The sequence below is a fragment of the Moraxella sp. FZLJ2109 genome (assembly GCF_024296965.1).
Taxonomy (GTDB): Bacteria; Pseudomonadota; Gammaproteobacteria; order Pseudomonadales; family Moraxellaceae; genus Moraxella.
This window is the reverse complement of sequence record NZ_CP101112.1, coordinates 1,072,112-1,093,722: the sequence shown is the minus strand read 5'-3', so window position 1 is coordinate 1,093,722 and position 21,611 is coordinate 1,072,112. Positions and strand designations below refer to the sequence as shown.

10 protein-coding genes are annotated in these 21,611 nt (G+C 44.0%); 5 read left to right on the top strand and 5 right to left on the bottom strand.

The window, feature by feature from the left end; all coding sequences use genetic code 11:
- Nucleotides 1-70 precede the first annotated feature (70 nt).
- Nucleotides 71-331 carry a DUF1289 domain-containing protein gene (locus tag NKU06_RS04950; RefSeq protein WP_253224491.1) on the top strand — a complete coding sequence of 87 codons (261 nt, stop codon included), beginning with the start codon at nucleotides 71-73 and terminating at the stop codon, nucleotides 329-331.
- 84 nt (nucleotides 332-415) lie between these two features.
- Here NKU06_RS04950 and trpB read toward each other — a convergent pair whose 3' ends face one another.
- On the bottom strand, nucleotides 416-1,630 hold the full coding sequence (trpB, locus tag NKU06_RS04945; protein ID WP_254729204.1) for a tryptophan synthase subunit beta: 1,215 nt from the start codon (nucleotides 1,628-1,630) through the stop codon (nucleotides 416-418).
- A 410-nt stretch (nucleotides 1,631-2,040) separates the two neighbouring features.
- On the opposite strand from trpB, the gene NKU06_RS04940 reads away from it, so the two are divergent.
- Entirely contained in the window at nucleotides 2,041-3,099 is a 1,059-nt protein-coding gene (locus NKU06_RS04940; protein WP_254729202.1) for a ParA family protein, read from the top strand.
- A gap of 130 nt (nucleotides 3,100-3,229) precedes the next feature.
- Here NKU06_RS04940 and NKU06_RS04935 read toward each other — a convergent pair whose 3' ends face one another.
- Nucleotides 3,230-5,233: a ShlB/FhaC/HecB family hemolysin secretion/activation protein gene (locus NKU06_RS04935; RefSeq protein ID WP_254729200.1), complete on the bottom strand. Its 2,004-nt coding sequence runs from the start codon at nucleotides 5,231-5,233 to the stop codon at nucleotides 3,230-3,232.
- Nucleotides 5,234-5,611: 378 nt separating this feature from the next.
- Here NKU06_RS04935 and NKU06_RS04930 point away from each other — a divergent pair, with 378 nt between their 5' ends.
- The 3 genes from NKU06_RS04930 to NKU06_RS04920 all read left to right on the top strand — a co-directional run bounded on the left by NKU06_RS04930 (nucleotide 5,612) and on the right by NKU06_RS04920 (nucleotide 18,219).
- Complete coding sequence (locus tag NKU06_RS04930; protein WP_254729198.1) at nucleotides 5,612-15,415, top strand: hemagglutinin repeat-containing protein; 9,804 nt, start codon at nucleotides 5,612-5,614, stop codon at nucleotides 15,413-15,415.
- Between the two features lie 3 nt (nucleotides 15,416-15,418).
- Complete coding sequence (locus NKU06_RS04925; protein ID WP_254729196.1) at nucleotides 15,419-15,916, top strand: hypothetical protein; 498 nt, start codon at nucleotides 15,419-15,421, stop codon at nucleotides 15,914-15,916.
- A gap of 1,073 nt (nucleotides 15,917-16,989) precedes the next feature.
- Nucleotides 16,990-18,219, top strand: a complete 1,230-nt coding sequence (locus NKU06_RS04920) for an ISL3 family transposase (protein ID WP_254729194.1) — start codon at nucleotides 16,990-16,992, stop codon at nucleotides 18,217-18,219.
- A 375-nt stretch (nucleotides 18,220-18,594) separates the two neighbouring features.
- On the opposite strand, the gene NKU06_RS04915 is transcribed toward NKU06_RS04920, so the two are convergent.
- The 3 genes from NKU06_RS04915 to NKU06_RS04905 all read right to left on the bottom strand — a co-directional run bounded on the left by NKU06_RS04915 (nucleotide 18,595) and on the right by NKU06_RS04905 (nucleotide 21,602).
- Nucleotides 18,595-19,446: an alpha/beta fold hydrolase gene (locus NKU06_RS04915; RefSeq protein WP_254729193.1), complete on the bottom strand. Its 852-nt coding sequence runs from the start codon at nucleotides 19,444-19,446 to the stop codon at nucleotides 18,595-18,597.
- A 61-nt stretch (nucleotides 19,447-19,507) separates the two neighbouring features.
- Nucleotides 19,508-20,614 (bottom strand): metallophosphoesterase, encoded by a 1,107-nt coding sequence (locus NKU06_RS04910; protein ID WP_254729191.1) that lies wholly within the window; start codon nucleotides 20,612-20,614, stop codon nucleotides 19,508-19,510.
- Nucleotide 20,615: 1 nt separating this feature from the next.
- Entirely contained in the window at nucleotides 20,616-21,602 is a 987-nt protein-coding gene (locus NKU06_RS04905; RefSeq protein ID WP_254729189.1) for a YheT family hydrolase, read from the bottom strand.
- Nucleotides 21,603-21,611: the final 9 nt, after the last annotated feature.

The window sequence follows — 21,611 nt, the reverse complement described above, 5'->3', positions numbered from 1 at the left end:
TGGACAACACTTCAAGGATTTTGCCAAACTTTTGTGGTGATTTTTTTAATGGATTTTGGCAGGCTAAGCCATGTCACAGACGGAACTTTTTGATATTGACAGCCCTTGCATCGGTATCTGCACGATGAATAAAAAGGGCTACTGCATCGGCTGCTTGCGCAATCGCCAAGAACGCCAGCAGTGGCACGGCTTATCCGATGATGATAAGCACAAAGTCCTAATGCTGATCGCTCGGCGCAAACGGCGTATCGGCGAACACCGCGAAAAATCTCGCAGCACTCACGCAGCACAAGAGCAATTGGGCTTATTCGTCGATGAATTGGATGAATAAAATGACAAAATAGCATAAAAAAACAGCACTGGCAGAGATACCGATGCTGTTTTTTATTAAGTCATTAAGTGAATTTCAGCAGATTCACACCTCAATCCGACTTAATACAAAATCCAAATCCTTATCGCCACGGCCGGATAAATTGACCAAGATTTTTTGGTCTTTGCTAAGCTTTTTGGCTTCACGGATAGCGAACGCCACTGCGTGCGAGCTCTCTAGTGCAGGGATGATGCCTTCCATGCGTGATAGCAGCATAAAGGCATCTAGACACTCTTGGTCGGTGGCTGATTGATATTCCACTTGACCGCTGTCCTTAAGATAACTGTGCTGCGGCCCGACACCTGGATAATCCAGACCTGATGCAATCGAATGCACTGGTGCAGGCTCGCCATTCTCATCAAGTAGAACATAGCATTTGAACCCTTGGATTTCGCCTTTGACACCCAGAGTCAAAGTCGCTGCATGACGATGATGACTATCAAGCCCCTCGCCTGCTGGCTCAACACCGACTTTACGCACTGACTCATCATCCAAGAACGCATTGAACAGCCCCAAAGCATTCGAGCCACCGCCCACACACGCCGTCACCACATCAGGCGGTCCGCCTGTCAATTCGCTAAACTGACGGCGCGCCTCATGTCCGACGATCGACTGAAAATACCCCACCATCTCAGGATAGGGTGCAGGCCCCACCACCGAACCGATGGCAAACATACTGTCATCTAGCTGGTTCAAATAGCTTTCAAACGCACTATCCACCGCTTCTTTGAGCGTTCCAGCGCCACGAGAGACAGGCACCAGTGTTGCACCCAGAATCTTCATGCGAGAGACATTCGGATGCTCTTTAGCAATATCCACGACACCCATGTGGATTTCGCACTCAAGCCCAAGCAGTGCCGCTGCTGTCGCCAGTGCCACACCATGCTGACCTGCGCCTGTCTCAGCGATGACTTTTTTCTTGCCAAGTCGTTTGGCAAGTAGCACTTCGCCCAGACAGTGATTAATCTTGTGCGAGCCTGTGTGGTTCAGATCCTCACGCTTAAGATAAATCTGTGCACCGCCCAGATGCTCAGACAGTCGGCGTGCATGATAAATCGGACTTGGACGGCCGACATAGTGCAGCTGCAGCGCTTCGATTTCTTTCAAAAATCCATCATCAGCAATCATCGCACGAAAGCCATCTTCAATCTCTTGCATCGCCGCCGAGAGTGCAGGATGGCCGATTTTACCGCCAAATTCACCAAATAAGCCCTCTTGGTTTGGCACGACAGCCTCATTTAATCCATACAGTTTGGTCATCATATTCCCCTTAATAAAAAGGCTATTTTCAAAATTAGGTAGAAATATTCGCCTAAATAACAAACGGTTAAATCTTATTAAATCAATGCTGGGTTGATTATATATAAGTGTCAAATTTTCTTTTCTGCGGCGGTTGGTTGAATTATTTAATCTCATTTCATATTGTCGCCTATCCAATATGCCTACCATTAAACCATACTTAAAAGCAGGATGTGAGCTTGGTTTGCAATAATGGGATTTGTTTTTGGTTTGCCTTGCAGACATAAAACCAAACGCATTTGCTTATCAGATAAATCAATAATAATTTATTAAGAAGCCGATTCCTAAGCAAGAATAGATTGGATAACTATATAATGGCGCATATTATTGAAATATGTTATAATTAGTGAAGGAATTGGTGGAGATTTATTATGTCTGTTTATGCAATTTGGAATAATAAAGGCGGTGTTGGGAAAAGCTACCTAACTTTCCAAATAGCCTGTGAGTATGCAAAGCAAAATCCCAAGAAAAGGGTTTTGGTTATTGACCTATGTCCACAAGCGAACTCATCATCAATGCTTTTAGGTGGCATTGAAAAAGGTGAAATGGAATTAGAAAAGATACATTCTCAGTCCAATAAAAACACTATCTCAGGCTATATTTCTGAACGATTGATTAGTCCGTATAAGCAGATTAATACTGCCAGTAAATACGCTAACCAGGTGGCCTTAATTAACCAACATATTCCCAAAAACGTCTATTTGGTAGTTGGCGACGAAGAATTGGAAATTCAGGCGTCGGGTATTTCGCATGCTTGCCAAGCGCCGAATGTTATTGATGCTTGGCGTCTGGTACACTTGTGGGTCAGAGACTTGATTTCTGATATTCAAAGAGCATGGGGTGGTGAGAGTGTTGTTTTTATCGATTGCAACCCAAGCTTTACCATTTACACAGAGCTGGCGTTATCTGCAGCAGATCGCCTAATAATTCCATTTTCTGCAGATGGCTCCTCCAAGAGGGCTGTTCGATCGGTTTTATCTCTGGTCTATGGTGTTAATCGATACGCAGGAGATGTAAGTTCATATTTCTACACAGAGGCTCAAAGAAACAAGTTGGCCTTGCCACAAATATACATGTATATCGGTAATCGACTTACCACCATGTCAAGGGCTTCTGCTAGAGCATTTCAAACTGTCGTTGATGAAATTGGTAGTGAAATCTACAATGTTTGGAGTACAAATGCAAACTTATTCTGTATCCATCCAGCAGGAGCGGGCACACCAAACTCTAAAAGCACTTTTAAAAAGATGTTCCAATATGAAGTAAGGGATGCTAACACGGCTTCGGTTGTGTCAGGTTCATTGGGCATTCCTATCGGCCGTCTAACTGATGGAAAAAATTCAGTTCTTGGTCGAGAAGTGACTGTTAACCGCTCACAGTTGGAGGCTCAACTGCCAAACATTGAACAATTGGTTCGTTGTATTGAATAACAAACTCTAGTTCTCAGCCCTATTCTTCGTGCTCTTACATTCAATCACCAAATTGAGACTGCTACTTTAACCGATAATAGTTTCAATTTGGCATTATTGCTATGATTGCAAAATATTTATAAACATTCTACTAAAAACTCATCCCCAAACTTACACCACTCACCCAATCTTTGTTGGAAAAACCTGTGGGCTCACTGATTGCTTTTGAAGTAAAGATGTCGTAGTTAAAACTTAGGTAGGGGTTATTTGTATTTGGTGTGTATTGCCCTTTGATACCTATGGCAGCGCCTGCTAGATGTTGTCCAAGTAGTAGCTCATTTTGGCTTTTGTCGTGGTTGGTGATGTAGCCTGCGTCCAGTCCTAGGTAGATGGCATGGTTTGATTGGCTGTTTCTTATGTTGTTTTGATTGATTGTGGTGCTGTGATTGTTTGCTTTTTGCTGATTTAAAAAGCCTGGATAAAAGCTGATGTCTTGTCTTACTAAGATACCATTATCCGCAGATAATGAACGCTCCCCATCAAAGCCTCTGACGGTGTATCTGCCACCAATGGCCATCTTTAAATCAGGGGTGAGGCTGTCGGTGGCATATTGGGCTTTGAGTGTGGTGCTATGAATGATGGGTATTGGTTTGTTGTTAATGCTTGGGTTGTATTTACTTGTTAGATTGGCGTTTAGTTGATAAATGCCAACACGGGCTGAGCCTTCATCAAACAGCTCTTCTGGTGAAGGTAAGGCATTAAAAGCGGCGGTACCACGCTTATAAGAAATATCAGTGCTTAGGCTATGATTAGCTTGTTTGCCAAAAGTGGTCTCATGGCTGATGCCAAATAAATACCCTGCGGTTTTACGAGTTTGTACATCAATGATTGTACCATCAATATCACTTTCTTGGGATTTGACATAACCACCAGCATACACATAGCTTTTGCTATGAGCATCTCTGTGTACCAGATGAGACAGCTTGGCGTTGTACCCACTGGATTTACCGCCATAGATATAATCTTGGGTACTACCTGCTACGGTTTGATGATAGGTGTAGCGATTGGCAGTTAGTTGTAATAAACTATTTTTCATTGGAAGAACGTAGCCAATGCCATAATTCTTAGAGCCTTTGCTCTTATCAGATGGATGGTCTTTATAATCATTGATTTGATTGCCCAAATCTCGCCCAAAGCTAAGATAGAACAAATCGTTTAAATTTGCCAAATTATCCACACTCAGTGTCGCCACCCCTTGATATTTCCCTGTGGATTTAGAGCCTGAATCATCAAGACTTAGACTGCCACGAATGCGGCGGTGTTGGGTATAGTCAATTAAAATATCGCTAAAGCCAATGCCGTTACCAGCAGGTTTATTGTTGCCAATCGCTTGTAACTCATCAGATGGTGCAATCTTAAAAGTAGCATCAGCACTTGGCACACGCTTAAAATTCTCAAGCGTGGTTTCTAAATCACGGATGTTTAATAGCTTGCCTGGTTGTGTGGTGAGTGCTGTGTCTAAGATAGCAGGCTGAGTGATGGTAGGATAAGACTGGTTGGCTGTGTCTTTGACTGTGTTTTTAACATAGACAGGTGCTTTACTATCCGCTGTATTCACCACCACCTGAGCAATCTTACCAGGGATTAAGGTTAATCTTAGCTCCCCATCCGCCAAATTCTGATTACCTACCATAATACGACTGGTGACATAGCCTTGTTCAATGAGGCGGTTTTGCACACGAGTGGCGATAGCATTGATGTCAGCGACTGTCATACACCTGCCTAATACACTGCTGCTACCCATGATTTCAGGCACAAGTGCAAAGCCAAGCTTGTCTGCAAAGACAATATCATCTTGGGATAACACCGAATAACCAATCTTATGAATATCAAAGCAAATGGCGTTATCTGCTGTTGGTTGTTCTTGAATTTGGGTGGTGGTATCAGTGGAAACTGTATCCACCACCACGCTTGGATTTGGCACCAATTGCTCTAGCAATGCCTGATTACGAGCATCTTGAGCTTGGATTAGGGTTTGGTTGGTGGTGTTGGCACTCAAGAAATCATCCGCCGCTTGTGCGGTATTGATTTGTGATATGATTCCTAAAGCAACCCAAGTGGTTAGGGTTAACGGTTTTAAACAAAAGCGTGTCATGGTCATCCATTGATGGTTTAAAGTTACTAGATTGTAACTATTCATCTCAATGATTGCAAGTGCTATTTGTGTAGTTTTTTATCATGATAAAATTGGATATGGGCTTTTAGGCTGATTGATTGGTTACATGGTACACCAAATTAATCCTAATGATTTTCAATAGGATACAATGTATTCTTTTTTTTACACCATCCCACCTTTCATCGAAAATGCCATATTCTACCACTTAACAATAAGTAATATACTTCTTCTTGTTATCACAAATAATCTGTGCTAATATCCTGATAATCTTTCTGCTTTGTTGCTGTAAATTGGCAATTTGGCGGATGAAATTGAGTTAGATTGGATATAAACTTGGAATAAAAGGTGGGGTTTGCCATGAACCGTTTTTGTTATCGTGTGATCTTTAGTAAAAGTCTTGGAAGACTTGTGGTGGTTTCTGAAAAGACAAGATCGCAAGGCAAATCTGACAACCCAAGCGTGGGTGGTAGCACAACATCATCATCTGGATGGGGTTTGGGCTTTGGCTTAAAAACTCTTTCATTATCGCTTCTTCTTAGCCTAGGCTTGACAGCCCATGCCAACACTCCCACCACCATCATTGCAGATAAATCCGCCAATAAAGCCTTACAGCCGATTGTATTAAATACCGCAAGTGGTGTTGTGTCTGTTAATATTGCAACGCCCAATGCTCGTGGCTTATCCAATAACCATTACAGCCAGTTTGATGTGGGTAGTACAGGCGCTGTATTAAATAACAACCGTAAAGCAGTAGGCACCCAAATCGCAGGCTTTGTGGCAGCTAACCCCTATATGGCTCGTGGGGAAGCTTCTACCATCTTAAACCAAGTTAATTCTAATAACCCAAGTCATTTGAATGGCTTTATTGAAGTAGCAGGTAAAAAGGCGGATGTGATTATCGCAAACCCATCAGGCTTGGTGGTCAATGGGGCTGGGTTTATTAATGCCGGCAATGTCCATCTGGCAGCAGCAAACAGCCAAGTTAATCAAGGGCAAGTAACAGGTTATGAAGTTGGCACAGGTCATATTGCCGCTCATGGCAAATTAAACCTACAAGGCACCGATTATGCCGCACTCATTGCCAAGACCGCCCAAATCAATGATGAGATTTATGCGGGCAAACAACTTGATGTTATTCTAGGTGAAAACAGTGTCCATCTTCAAGATGGCGATTTCACACAATTAACTGCCATCAATAAACAAACCAGTGCATCATCTGCCAATCAAACCACCAATAAGGAGCAACAAGGCGCTACGCCAACCTTGGCATTGGACATCTCAAATCTTGGTGGGATGTATGCAGGTAAAATCCATCTGATTGGCACAGACAAAGGCTTTGGGGTGAATAACCAAGGGGTTATCACAGCAACTGGCAAGGGACAACCACTTGGCACAGGTACACTCACCTTGGACAGTCAAGGCAATCTTGTTAATACCGGTAAAATCCTAGCCAAAGATGCTGTCACCATTGGCACCCATGATAACACTGCTCAAAACGACGGCACGCTATTAAGTGAACAAGCTGATATTGCCATCCATACCGCAAGTCTTAATAACACAGGCATCATTCACAGCACCCAAACTGCCAAGATTGCAGCCAAAGAAGCGATTGAAAACCTTGGCAGTATTTATGGCGGTGTTTTGCAAGTTCATACGGATAAACTTGATAACACCGGTCAGCTTATCCAAACTGGTACAGGCAAGCTTGATATCACCACCGATACACTGATCAACACTGATAAAGCGGTTATCGGTCAAAGCCTGTATGGGCAAACTACCGTACCTGCACCTTCCACCCCAAGTAGCGATCAAAGTGCTGGCAGTATTAGCAGTGAGCTGGCAGATAATACAGCAGGCAGTACAGGTAATGTGGGAACAGACTCACAGCCACCTGCTTTAAGCGACTCTGGTGCAAACACTCAAACCAAACCCGTCCCAAATGCTCACGGTCATATCACTGCCACGAGCAGTATTCACAACACGGGTAGTCAAGCACTCATCACCGCCACAGGTGATATTGGTATCAGTGCCAATCAAACCAGTAACACCAAGCAAGCATCGATTGATGTACAAAGTCTAAACACCAACACCCTTGCCAATACTGACAGTAAAATCGCCTTAGATGATATCAACTGGCAATTAACTCGCTTTGACAACAGCAAAGGTAGTATCACTGCCAGAAATGGCATGGTGATTGACAGTGGTTCTGATATGATTAATACGGGCGGTCAATTATCTGCTACTGGTACTGTGGCGTTATCTGCTGTTGGTGTGCTTGATAATACCCAAGGGGTGATTACAAGTGGTGGTGATACCACCATCAGTGCTGATGGTGTGAATAATCAGGCTGGTACGATCATGAGTACTGGCAATGTATCTGTTGCCAGCAAAGATAAGTTAACTAATGATAAAGGCGTCATCTCTGCACAAGTTAATACCACATTGGGCGTTGGGACAGCATTAAGCAATCATGATGGCAATATCTTTGGCAATCAACACCTAGCCATCCATAGCCAAGATTTGACAAACAGCGGTCAGGTTTATGGGGGTAAAAGCACCACACTGACTGCCTTACGCACCTTGGATAACACCCAAGCAGGACTGATTGCCAGCGGTGGTGATACCACCATCAGTGCCCACACCATCACTCATGCCGGTAGCATCATTGCTGGCATGGACCGTGCAGGCAAATTAGGACAACCTGCCAATCTTAGCATCCAAAGCACAGGCAATCTAGTCAGCACAGGCACACACATTGCCACCCAAGCGATGGTGATGACAGGTAACATGCTTGACTTAAGCGATAGCCATAGTGAAGCGGTGAATATCAACCTAAATAGCCAAACGGATGTCAATACCACCAATGCTACCGCCATTGCTGCTGATACACTACATATCAGCACACCTGGTCAGCTCAATAACACTCAAGGGCAATTGTCCGCCACACAACTAATGATCGATGGCAGTAAACTCATCAACCATCAAGGCAATATCAGCCATAGCGGTACACAGGCACTGACATTAAGCTTCAATCAAGGTCTGGACAACAGTCAAGGCAATATCAGCAGTAACAGCCAGGTATTTGACATCAATACAGGTACAGCCGCTTTAAATAACCAGCAAGGCAGTATTACTCATACAGGCAGTATGCTTACTGTGAGTACGCAGCATCTAGGCAACCATCAAGGCAAGCTACTTAGCACTGGCAATCAAAGTCTTACGGTGGCCACAGATATTAATAACAGCCAAGGCATCATTCAAGCAGATGCTTTAGCAATCAGTGCTCAAAGTATCAATAACCATCAAGGCAAGCTACTTAGCACCGCCAATCAGTCTTTAAGCACTCAAGAGGACATCAATAACCACCAAGGCATCATTCAAGCAAGCGGCTTTACTATTGATGCCAAAGCGTTTAACAACCAACAAGGCAGCGTATTTGCCACTGATGAAACAGCACAAAGCCGTATTACATTAACTGGCAATTTAAGTAACACCAATGGCAATAGCAATGGTAATGGCAAGAGCAATGTTGATGCCAATGCCGATACGCAAACCGCCACCATCGCCACACCCACCATCGCCACACTAGGCGCTTTGTCCATCAGTGCCAACACGTTGGATAATACAGGACAAATCAGCACCAAAGCCTTAACTGTAGATGCTAATACCATCAACAATAGCGGTAGCATCAGCAGTCAAGAAGCAACCAGTATGCATGCTAAGGATGCACTAAACAACCGTGCGACAGGTGGTCTGTATGCAGGTACGGATTTAACGCTACACAGCCAAGGACGCCTCAGCCATCATGGCAAAGCCTTGGCGGGCAATCGTTTTAGTGCCACTGCTGGCACGCTTGATTTGACTGACTCACACAATGAAGCAGACAGCATCAGCTATAACTCTCAAGGGGATATCACTCATCATAATGCCACAAGCTTGGCTGCACAAAACATCCGCATTAACAACACCCAAGGCGTTTTGAGCAATCAAGCAGGTAATCTGACGGCTAAAACCGTAGATATCCATACTGAGTCTTTACAAAATGGTGGGGTTATCACCGCTAAAGAGTTGACGATTAGCCAAACTAAGGATTATACACATACCAGTGATGATACCTTAACTGCTGATACGCTGACATTCACCACTCAAGGTAGCTTTAGCAATCAGCACAGCTTTGGGGCAACAGACAGCCTAACGCTTACAGCAGCCAGCATCCACAACCACCAAGATGCCACCATTACAAGTAGCAACACCACGCTACATAGCCAAACAAACATCACAAACCAAGGCTTAATTAATGGTGATACGACTATCGTTAAAGCCGCAAACACCATCAACAACTTGGCTGGTGGTCGTATCTATGGCACACAGCTTGCGATACAGGCTGAGACGCTGAATAATACGCCAGCAAAAGCTGCCGATCAACAAACCAATCAAGAAAACGACCATCACACCGCCCCTGTGATTGCTGCAAGGCAGCGTCTGGACATTGGTGTTAACACCTTAAACAATAACCCTAACCCTGACAGAGCAGGCAAATTCAACGAAGATTTCGACAATCAAGCTTTAATCACAAGTCTTGGCAGTCTGCACATTGGCGGCAGTCTAGACGACAATCATCATGCCACAGGCAAAGCACAGACAGTGGTCAATAAAGGTGCGACGATTGAATCAGCAGGACAGATGCAGGTTGACACCAAAACCTTGCTAAACACCAATGCTGACTTTAAAAAGCATACAGTTAAGGTGGAAGCAGAATCCGTTTATGGACAAACACTCTATCGCAATCGCGAGCAATCAGGAAGTGCTCCAACCGTCATAAAAAGCACTGATGTTGCTGATTTGGGTAACAAGCCTATGGCGGGTTTATTTGACTGCCCTGAAGGTAGTGAGTGTATTGTCAATTATGACAATAACTCTACAATTTGGTCATACTTTAAGATTGATGCACCCAAAGAGCCTATTCCAAACATCAAAGCCAAGGATTTATTGGATGAGCCTGATCTACCAGAGAATGAAACCGCTGAAAGTTGTGCGTTGGCAGGTACAAACAATCAAGCGTGTACCCAGTACAACAAAGAGTTGGCGAATTACACCAAAGTCATGGGTCCTTTGTTAAAATGGGAAGAGGATAATGCCGCTGCCATTGAAGCGTTAGAGCTGGCTATCAGGGAGTATAACCGCCAATTTAACCAAAATAAAAGCGATGTTGATTTAGCCCTAAACATTTATACCACCGATGAAGCGTATTTAGGACCAACCAGCCGTAAAGGCGCGCCGACTGGCGCTTTATACGTTAAGCAAGCAAACGGAAGCTACCAGCGTGTTGGCGAGGAGATTGACGAAATCACCGTGGACTTTGTTGTCTATGAAGACAAGACACTCACCTCTGACCCTGCTCGTATGGTCGCAGGACAAAATCTTGTCATACATGGCGATACCCTGATTAATGATAAAAGCCAAATGAATGCAGGCGCAGGCTTTGCAGTGATTGGTGATACTGTCATTCAAACACCTGACAATGGCTTGTATGGTGAAAAAACCAAAGTCACTGAAAATGGTCGATATGTCAGTCGTACGGTTGAACCATCAGGTTTGGGAGGTCGCAGACACAAGCGTGTGGATATTGGTAGTGGTGCATTTACACAATCCTTTGCACCACTAGCGACGTATGAGCTCCCCATCTTAAACGCCACCATCAACAAAACCCCATCGGTCATGACAATTGACCAATCAGCTCTAGCCAGTGGTGATGTGGAGACGGTGCTTGCTGCCCTAAAAGCCAATCAAGCTGCCTTATCCCTTGATGCCCAGCAACAGCTATCAAAGCTACTTGCTGACAAAGAACAAGGGCAAGCTGTTGATGAAGCAATCTTATCAGAGTTGACCAAGGCATTGTCCCAAAGCGTTGATGCCAAACAAGCCTCTGTGATCAGTGCCGACTTATCACAGCTGACCATCCCAAGCTCAGCCTTATACATCATCAACGCTGACGACCCCAATCTGCCACTGGTTCAAACCGACCCTGCGTTCACCGATTACAAGCAGTGGCTATCCTCTGATTATATGCTAAAAGCATTACAATCAGACCCAAATCACATCCACAAACGCCTATCTGATGGCTATGGTGAACAACAGCGTATTAAAGATCAGTACTATCTACTGACAGGCAGACACATCAACACCGATTACAGCAGTAACGAAGAAGCCTATAAAACCTTGATGGATAATGGCATCACGGCAGCCAAAGCCTTCGGCTACACGCTTGGCACAGCTTTAACTGCCGAGCAGATGGCAAACTTAACCACTGACATCGTTTGGCTGGTTAAACAGTCCATTACCTATACCACCAAAGACAAAGATGGCAATAGCATCACCAAAACCCAAGATGCTTTAGTGCCTAAGCTGTATCTGCGTTCTGCCAATATTGCGACAGGCACACTCACCCCTGATGGTAGATATAGTGCCATTTCCGCCAAAAACATGGATTTACAGCTGACCGGCAATTTGGATAACAATGGCAATCTTGTTGCCCATAACGCTGTCAATATTGATGCCAACACCATCACCAATACCAATCGTATCCAAGGTGAGTTTGTTGCCATCACTGCTGCCAAAGATATTAATAATTTAGGCGGAACACTTGCTGCCAATGCTGCCATGACGCTAAGTGCTGGCAATAACATCACCAGCCAAAGCCAAACTACTACCCATCACAACAAACAAGGGCAAAGCACTTCATCCAACACCGCCATCACACGCATCGCCACCATCCGTGTGGGCGATGGATTAAAAGACCAAACAGATGACAATGGCAACCCATTGACCACGCTTAGCGTCCAAGCGGGTAACTATGTCCTAAACCAAGGTAGCAATATCCATGGCGGCGGTAATACCCAAATCACCGCCCAAAACGGCATCAACATCACAACCCTCACCACAAGCAATCACATCAATGCTGTTGCTGATGAGAATAACTACTTTAACTACAGCCAAAGCACCGATGTGGGTTCAACCATCACCAGTGCTGGCAATCTAACGATAGCTACAACAGGCAAAGGAGCTGGTATCAACATCCAAGGCTCGCATCTAAATGCCACCAGCACCACAGCACTGATTGCCACAGGCGATATCAGCATCACTGAAGGCCGTGCTACCCAAAGCCTAGATACTGCAAGTAAATTCACCGACAAAGGACTTGTCAGCAAAAAGACCACCCAAACTGCCTATCAGATGGATAGCAATAGCAGTATTCAAAGCATGGTGGATGGTGAGACTGTGCTGATGAAATCAGGTGGGGATATGCAGATTGTGGCAACCAATGTACTTGCCGACAAAGATATTCTGCTGACCTCGGGTGGTAATATGACCATTGCTAGTGCTACTAATACACAAAGTATGCACGAATATTCACAGGTGGATAAAAAAGGCTTATTTGCCACTTCGCCAACTTCTGTCACATTGGGCAAGCAACGTACCCAAAATCAAGCAGATGCCATGCAGACCACCTATACAGGCTCGCTGATTGGTACTACAGGAGGTAATGTTAGCCTAGTAAGTAATGACAGCCTTGTTATTACCAATAGCGATGTCATCGCCCAAAAAGATGGTGCTGATACCAATACAGGCAATATCTATATCCAAGCAACCGATGCCACCATCCAAAGCCAAAACGCCATCAGTGATAATAGCCATCGCTTTGCCCAAAAAACCACAGGGGTGACTGCCAGCGTCTCTAGCAGTCTTGTCAGCGAGGTTCAAAGCCTAGAAACCCTAAAAGAGTCTGTTAATGACACCGACTCTCGCAAAGCTAAATTGGCTGGTACTTTAGCGGCAGCTTCTAAAGTGCGTACGCTCGCCAAAGACCTAAAGGGTGGCAACCTTGGCTCCATCCGAGTTCAAGCCACTATTGGCTCACAAAGCACCAAGAGCCAAACCACAAGCCATCAAGAAACTAATGATGCTGCCAACCTTTTGGCTCAAAATAATTTGATCGTCAACCTCAAAGGCAAAGGTGCGGATTCAGATTTGACCGTCACAGGTAGCAACCTCACAGTAGGTAATAACTTCTACCAATCGGTAGAAGGCGATGTCCTCTACCAAGCCTCAACACAAACTGACACCCAAGACAGTCAAAACAGCAGCAAAGGCTGGGGTGCGGGTGTCTATGCCAGCTCTCAGATAGGTAGCGGTCAATCCAATCAAGGCTTTACCGTCAATGCCAACAAAGCAAAAGGCAGTAGCAGTGAGACTACCACCACCCACACCAATACCCAAGTCACTGTCGGCGGTACAACCGTCAATGACATTGGTGGTGATTTCACCCTAGATGGTGCTAATTTAAATACCAAGCACCTAACTGGTACAGTTGGCGGTGATTTGCTTGTCAAAAGCCGTCAAGACGCCTATCAATACACTCATGATCAAAAACAAGCAGGATTTAGTGCCGATGTTGGCTTTGATGGCAAACCCCAAAGCTTTAGCATCAATGGTGGCAAAACCGATGTAGATGCCGATTATGCGCAAGTCACCCATCAATCAGGCATCAAAGCCAATCAATCTACCCTGTCTGTACAAGGGCAAGGTAAGTTCACCGGTGGCTATCTCATCACCGATGCAGGTAAAAACCAAACCCAGTTTGCCCAAGGTATCCAAACCCAAGATATACAAAATCACCTAAATTATGAAGGTGATGCCATCAGTGTTGGCATTGGTATTGGTGCAGACACCAGCAATCCAAATGGCAAAGCAAAACCTGCCCTACAAGGCATTGGTTATGGTAAAATAGACCCAGTCAATAAAACTTCCACCACCCACACTGCCATCACTGACCAAGCTGGACTTAGCCATATCAACACAGAGAGCTTCAAACAAGAAGAAGTTCAACATGAGCTTAATGAAATCATCACCAATGATTTTAACAAAGAGCAAGTGTTAACAGAGCTTGGGGCTCAGGTGAATATTACGACTGAGTTTGGTAAAGAGGCTCCACAAAGAGTGGCGGAGTTTAGCGGCTATCAAGAAGCTGTCATACTCTCTAAACTTGATGATGCTGAAAATCTTAGTGATGAACAGATTAATCAAATCTTAGATGAAGCGGCCAAATGGGGCGAAGGTGGTATTTACCGTGTGGCTTTACATACAGCTGTGGGTGCAATAGGCACGGGTACTATCGAAGGTGCGGCATCAGCAGGTACAACTGCTTACGCCATTCCAAAGATTGATGAGTATCTAAAAGAACAGGGTTTTGATGAAACAGCACGACACTCTGCTTTGCTTGCCTTATCAGCAGGTATTGGCGCTTCTATTGGTGGTGATACTGCAAGTACTGCCAATAATGCTGGGCAGACGCAGTGGAATTACCTACTTCATAGTCAAATTGCCTCCTGGGAAAGTGAATTGGCTAAATGCACTAATGAAACTTGTAAAAATACAGTTATTCAAAAGTATCTGACCCTTTCAGATAAACAACAAGCAAGTCTTGAAAATGTTTGCATTACCAACTACAATGCCTCACAATGTGAAATGCTACGTCAACAATACTTCTCACTTGATGAAACATTAACACAAATTCACCCCAACAGATTAGGCGGCGCAGGCTACTGGATACACATAGAGCAAGAAAATAAGGAGGCTGAATCCATTTGGTCAAATATTGCTCGAAGTAATCCAAATACTTCAATGGCTAATCAATTTGGTTGGATGGTGCATGATAACGGAAGATTTGGAAGTGGGCGTGCTGGCACGGTTGCTAGTAATGGTGGCAAGAATGTCAATTCTAGCAAACCCATTAACCACAGTCAAAGAGATTCAGACCCTGCTTTTAAAAATGGATATATTTTCAAACATGGAGTGGATATTGATTTTAGGAATACAGGCAAAACCCAAAAAGATGCTTTAGATTTGGCATTTCAAAAAACAGGAGTTAATCGCTCTGAGTTTTCTGTTACAAAATGGGCAAAAGATAAAAATGGTAAAAGCTTTCCAGTAGAATATCGAGTTTTATCAGGAAAAAATAGGGGTGCTGAAGTGAGTATAGATGCAGGGCATACCACACAAGGAACTCCAGGTTCTCCACATATCGGGTGGCAAACTCCGGGAAAAAACAATACAGTTGGTCATATTTTTGTAGATAAAGTTGATGTAAATAGAGGAAGGTAATTTATGAGTAATAAACCTTATTTTGTTGAAGATTTTTTTGAGGTGTTATTAGAGCAAAATATATCTCAATATTCAATGCTATCATCTGAGAATAAAAAAAATCTTTTTGAGTTGATATTAAATAAATTTTTTAAAAGAGCAAATCTTTTGGATGAGCTGTGGAAATATGTGGTTGATGCTCATATAGGTGTGCATCTACCCTATATTTCCAAAAACAGGTCGTTTTTTTTAGAAAGGCTCACCTTTAGTCAACCAGTATATTTTTTATTTGAGCCCTCGGAATATAATGAAATATTGCACTTTTCCAATCCGGATGATTTAATGGATGTTCTATCTAATTGTTATAACTTTAATTTTTATATTATTGCTGATGATTTATCAGGCTGTGTAATTTGGCAAAGGCATGAAGCCTTAATAGGGCTTGGTCAGTATCAAAAACAGATTAAAACAATAGGTAGAGAATGGCTGATTTTTTTGGAAGAAAATCAACAAAACTCATAAAAACGGCTTTACAACAGCGCAATCCACACATAGGTTTATTAAAACAACTTACATTATAATGCATAACAACGCAGCCTTACAAGGCATTGGTTGTGGTGCAATAGACCCAGTACACTAGGATGCACACGGCACACCACCAATCTAAACCATCTCAGTGGCGCACTGCGCACACCCGCCCACTTTAAACTCTCATCACCCTGATGGATACCACATTCTAGTTAATGCAATGGCCGATGACAGACATACTCATACGTGCCAGCATAAAGTACATGTCGCACCCATACACTGGCAAAGCAAAGGTCTGTAGTTTGTGCTAAGACATAAACCCAACCAATCCCCAATCCTGCCACCATCTTTTTTTGATGGTGGTTTTTTATCGCCTGATGTCTGTTTGATGTTCTTATGTTTTTGATATTTTGCTGGTTGCTTTGGGTCATTTCTGAATTTGGTGTTAGCACTGGCTTGCCCTGATACGCTTGGTCTAGCGTACGATTTTTTGATTTGGTGTCGGTGGTTTCCAGATATGATTTGTTAGATAATTATTATAGTTTTCCGAATAACTTTATCTAATATACCTTGAATAAATATGTTTAATAAAGTTTTTTTGGTATAAATTCATTGAATAATAATTCAGCAATATAAGTTTAAATATCTTTACAGTACTGCCTTTAACTTATTGAAACCAGTAGAGATTTACAGTTGAAATCGAAAAAATTGCCAATAACATGTAGAGATTTACAGTTAAATAATCTTAATAGTTTATTTTTTAAAAAATCGTCTTGACTTTGATGATATTGGTGGAATATGATATTTGTTTAAATTCGTATTATTTAATCTTTTTAATACAAAAAGGAGATGTTCATGCATTGGCCATAAGCATATGCAAGGATAAAAAAGCAAAAACGCCACCAATTGCAGTTGGTAGCGCTTTTATAATGAGATTGTCTAGCGGACAGTCTCATTATCCCAAACAGTGTTTGACTTGTCAAGCCCTGTATGGCGCTTTATTATCCTTTGATTTAGTTTTTTTGTAAAAATTTTTTTATTCAAGATTAATTCATGGAAAATTAAGCATGATAGACTTACTAAATCTCAATGGCATAGTTACTGTTGATTGCCAAAACGATGATGAGACGATTGTTATTATTGCTAAGACAACACAGCAATTAACAACATGCACTCAGTGTGGCGGCGACCTATATAAACATGGTCAGCGCAACCACCGCTATGCCGATACACCACTGTACATGAAACCTACCACTTTGCAAATTAGCGTACATCGTTATCGCTGCAAAATATGCAAACAAGTGCTGAGCGACCGCATTGATTGTGTTGATGAGAATCGCCGATGCACAAGCAGGCTCATACAGTACATACAAAGCCGTTGTTTTCAGCTGACTTTTAGCGAATTATCAAGGCAAACTGGGCTGTCCATAAATAGCATCCGTCACATTGCACAAGACCATCTAAACGCTCTAGAACAAGGCTATTTAAGACCCACACCAAGTATTTTGGGTATTGATGAGGTGATGATTGCTGGTGAATATCGCTGTGTACTGACAGATCTTGATCAGCATACCGTATTTGACATCCTACCAACCAGAAAGCAGCCGTATCTTGAGAGTTACTTTAACACCCTAAAAGACAAAGATAACATTCAGATTGTCTGTTCTGATATGTGGAAGCCTTTTGAGAATGTTTGTACAAAATGCTTGCCCAATGCTGCGTTAGTCCTAGATAGATTTCATGTGGTCAAGCTTGCCAATGAAGTCGTGGAGAGGATTAGAAAAGACTACCAAAAAGCATTGGATAAAAAGGGGCGTAAGCAACTGAAAAAGCACCTGAGATGGCTGTTGTGTAAGCGGTTAGACCAGTTACAATCCAAGGATATTAAAATCCTACAAGAGCTTGCCAACGAGCATCCCAAGCTTGTGATTGCTTATTTTTTAAAAGAGAAGTTCTTCAATATTTATGAGGCTGCAGATAAAAATTTGGCAATACTGGCATTTTTAGACTGGATGGATAGTATTGATGAACAAGCAACAGGCATACACCTACCTGGGTTTTGCAAATTGAAGCAGATCATCAAACGGCATTTTGTCCAGATCTTTAACTATTGGGATGGTATAAACAAAGCCAGTAATGGCTACACAGAGTGTGTCAACGGCTTAATTAAGCTTGCCAATCGTTTGGGTAGAGGATATAGCTTTGAGATGATTAGAGCTAGAGCTTTGTATGGACACAAAGACTCAGATAAACCCAAAAAGGGACGTCAGGAGAAAATAACCGATCAAGAAGATTGAGCAAGACTCATCAAGAGCGATACATGCTTAAAACAAACCCAGGGCTTGAACAAAGCACTGGGTTTGTTTTTATCCAAGAAAATAAAATATGTTAAGTAAAACAGCTTGATTAAAAACAACCCATGCGAATATAATCAATGCTCACATCCGATACTTTCCACCAGATTTTGCAAGAATCAGAAATTTTAAGTGATTTATTTTCCACCAAGTTTTGCAAGAATCAGAGATTGTGTTAGGATGGATGGAGTTGGGGTTTCAACCGGGTTTTGAAAATAGCCAATAAAAATAGGCGTACCATCACAATACGCCCATTCATTCTAACTAGATTTTATAAAATGTAAAGATAAAATCACACAGGCGCTGACTATCATGCCATTACTGCACATCATTCATCGCATCAAGCACCAAGTCCCACAGCACCCGATGCGAGGGCCGAAACAGCTTCATGTGTCCGATGTCACTCAGGCCAAATGCTGCAGGCTCCAGCCGATGATAGCTGATCATCGCCTGCGGGTACAAGGCAAATAAATCGCGGACATTGGCCTCGGTAGCGATCTCATCATCACTGGCATAAAACGCCGCCATCGCACAGCTGATCTGATCGTGATAATCATCACGGATGCTTTTGCCGATGGCGGATTTGATGTATTGACCGGATTGACAAAATTCACGCCACTGCCGAGCGACTTGCTTGGGCAGATTCTCCCCCATGCCGATGAACTTGGTCGCACCATAGCCAAGCGTCAGCGATGATATGCGAAAGATCACATCGAACATCACCGGCGCCAACAGCCGAGTACGACCGCTAAGCTGCGGCACATGGCCTGTCGAGCCTGCGATGCTGATGAGCTTGGCCACACGATGATGATTATGCGCCACACCAAGCAGCTGTGCGCCTGCACTATGCCCAATCAATATCAGCCGCTTGGCACCTGTCTTGGCAAGCAGCGCATCGATCGCCGCTGGCAAATCATACACACCCCAATCAGAGATGCTAGCGGTGCTGTCTTTGAGCCTACCGTGTAACGACGCACCAATTCCCCGAAAATCAAAGCTCATCACATCATAGCCTTGCGCGGTCAGATATTCGATGAATTTTTTATAAAACCCTTGGGTAATCCCGGTCGCTGGTGCAATCAGCACAGGATAAGGCTTGACATCGCCTTGATGCTCATAAAACCGCCCTACCAAACCATAGCCATCTACTGCATCAAATGCCATCTGCATCACACACTCCTTATGTTCATTTAGGGCCATCATGCCAAAAAATACCCAGCGACTGCCAGCGTTATTTTTGACCTGATAAGTCGATGATCCACACTTCAGACTGCGACCCAAGACGCAGCGGCACGCCCCACAGTCCATAGCCTGATGAGACCACCGTGTGCATATTGCCCACTTGTTCGTAGCCATAGCCGATACGATTCATCATCGCCACGATGAAATTGGCAGGGAAAATTTGCCCATTATGCGTATGTCCCGAGACTTGCAAATCAATAGGCAATTTGCTGTTATCATCAATCTGACTTGGGCGATGATCAAGTAAAATCACTGGCTGGCTGCTGTCGATTTGTGCGACAAGTTCGCTCGTTGGCAAGCGATCGGCATAATGATCATCCATCCGCCCAACCAATGACAGCGTGGTGGTTTTACCATCTTTGGTGACATTGATGCTCGTGGTTGCATCATCAAGCAGTACCGTGCCTGATGCCGTGATCGCACGCACGATGTCCGCTTCGGCTTGACGGCGATACAAATCGTGATTGCCAAGGCTTGCCACCGCGCCATATTTGGTGGCTTTGACGACATTTTGAAAATGGCTTGCCATGCCTTGTTCATCATACACCACCGTGTCATCATCCATGACATCACCGGGAATCAGTAGCAGATCCACCTGCTCATCGCGCAAGGTCTTGGCAAGATGATCTAAGTGCGAGATGCCAATGAGTTTGCCCAAATGCAAATCACTGACTATCGCAAGCTTGACAGGCGCAGGCATCGGCTTATCAATGCTGATGCTCAAATAGCGTGTGGTCGGCACATAGACATTATAAAGCCCAAGACCAATCAGCCCCACAAAACTTGCCACCGCAAAAGTACGCAGCCCAAGCTCGGCATGGATGCTCATTTTATTCAGCACAAAGCCTGCCAATAAAGTCACCACCATCGCCAAGACCGCAAGCCACAGCACCACCAAATAACTCATACCATGACGAAACGCCCCCATCAACAGGCTAATCAAAAACGCATTACTGATGACAAACAGCCCAATCATCACGCCCTTAGACAGCCACGCACTCGCCCACGGACGCACAAGCCACTGTAGCCCCAAGCCCACCGCATAAGTGCATAGCTGAAACAAGATGGCAATGGCCGCCAAAAATAATATTCTCATCTTAAGCCGCCGCGTGATTTACTGGATTAATGTCAAAAAAGCCAAGCGCAGTGCGCGGCACAAAGCCTAAGTCAAACTTACGCGCGCGATAATCATAATCCAAAAAGCCAATGTGTCCGCCATATTTGGTGTCAAGTACCGTCACCATATCTGAGACATCGCCTGTGGTCGCCATCAAGCCCAAAAACGGATCATCTTGTGCGGTGATTAATAAGGTAGGCTTAGTAATCTTATGCAAATATGGTAAGGCAGATGCCTGGCGGTAGTAGTCATTTTTTGAGCGAAAACCGTGGCGTGGCGCGGTGAAAATATCATCAAAATCCCCCATACGCTTGGCAGCCTTAAGCGCGGTAATCTCATCGGGCGTTAGGCGGTTTTCTAGGGCTTTTTTGACAATCGGATTGAGCAGATATGGCGTATAGACGCGTTTACTGATAAAGCGTTCCATTGCGATTGCTGATGATGACAAATCCACAGGCGCAGAGACGACGACGGCTTTTGTGCAGATGGCATCATCGCCATATTCACCCATATATTTAGCAAGGGCATTACCGCCCAATGACACGCCGACCGCATAGATGTGGGCAAATTCATTGGCAAGATTGGCTAAATTATGATGAATCTCTGCCGTATCACCTGCATTATAAAAAACCTCCCCCGCCACAGGCACGCCGCCGCATGAGCGAAAATGCGCCACGACAAAGTGCAAACCCGCCGCCTGCACATGACGCGCCAGTGTGCGTGCATAATGGCTGCCGCTTGAGCCTTCCATGCCATGAAACAGCACCACCAGTGGCGTGTGATATTTACCATCATCGCCGATGGTTTCGTCGGTCAAAAGATAATCAAACGCCACATCGCTTTGGTTGAGCGAATCTTTGATTAGGGTGCGTGTGTAATTTGGCTCAAATTTGACCAAAAACTTCGGCAAAATCGTCTGTAGGTGCGGATTTTTTAGCCATAATGGTGGGTGAAAGTGTGTCGGCATGGGTATCTC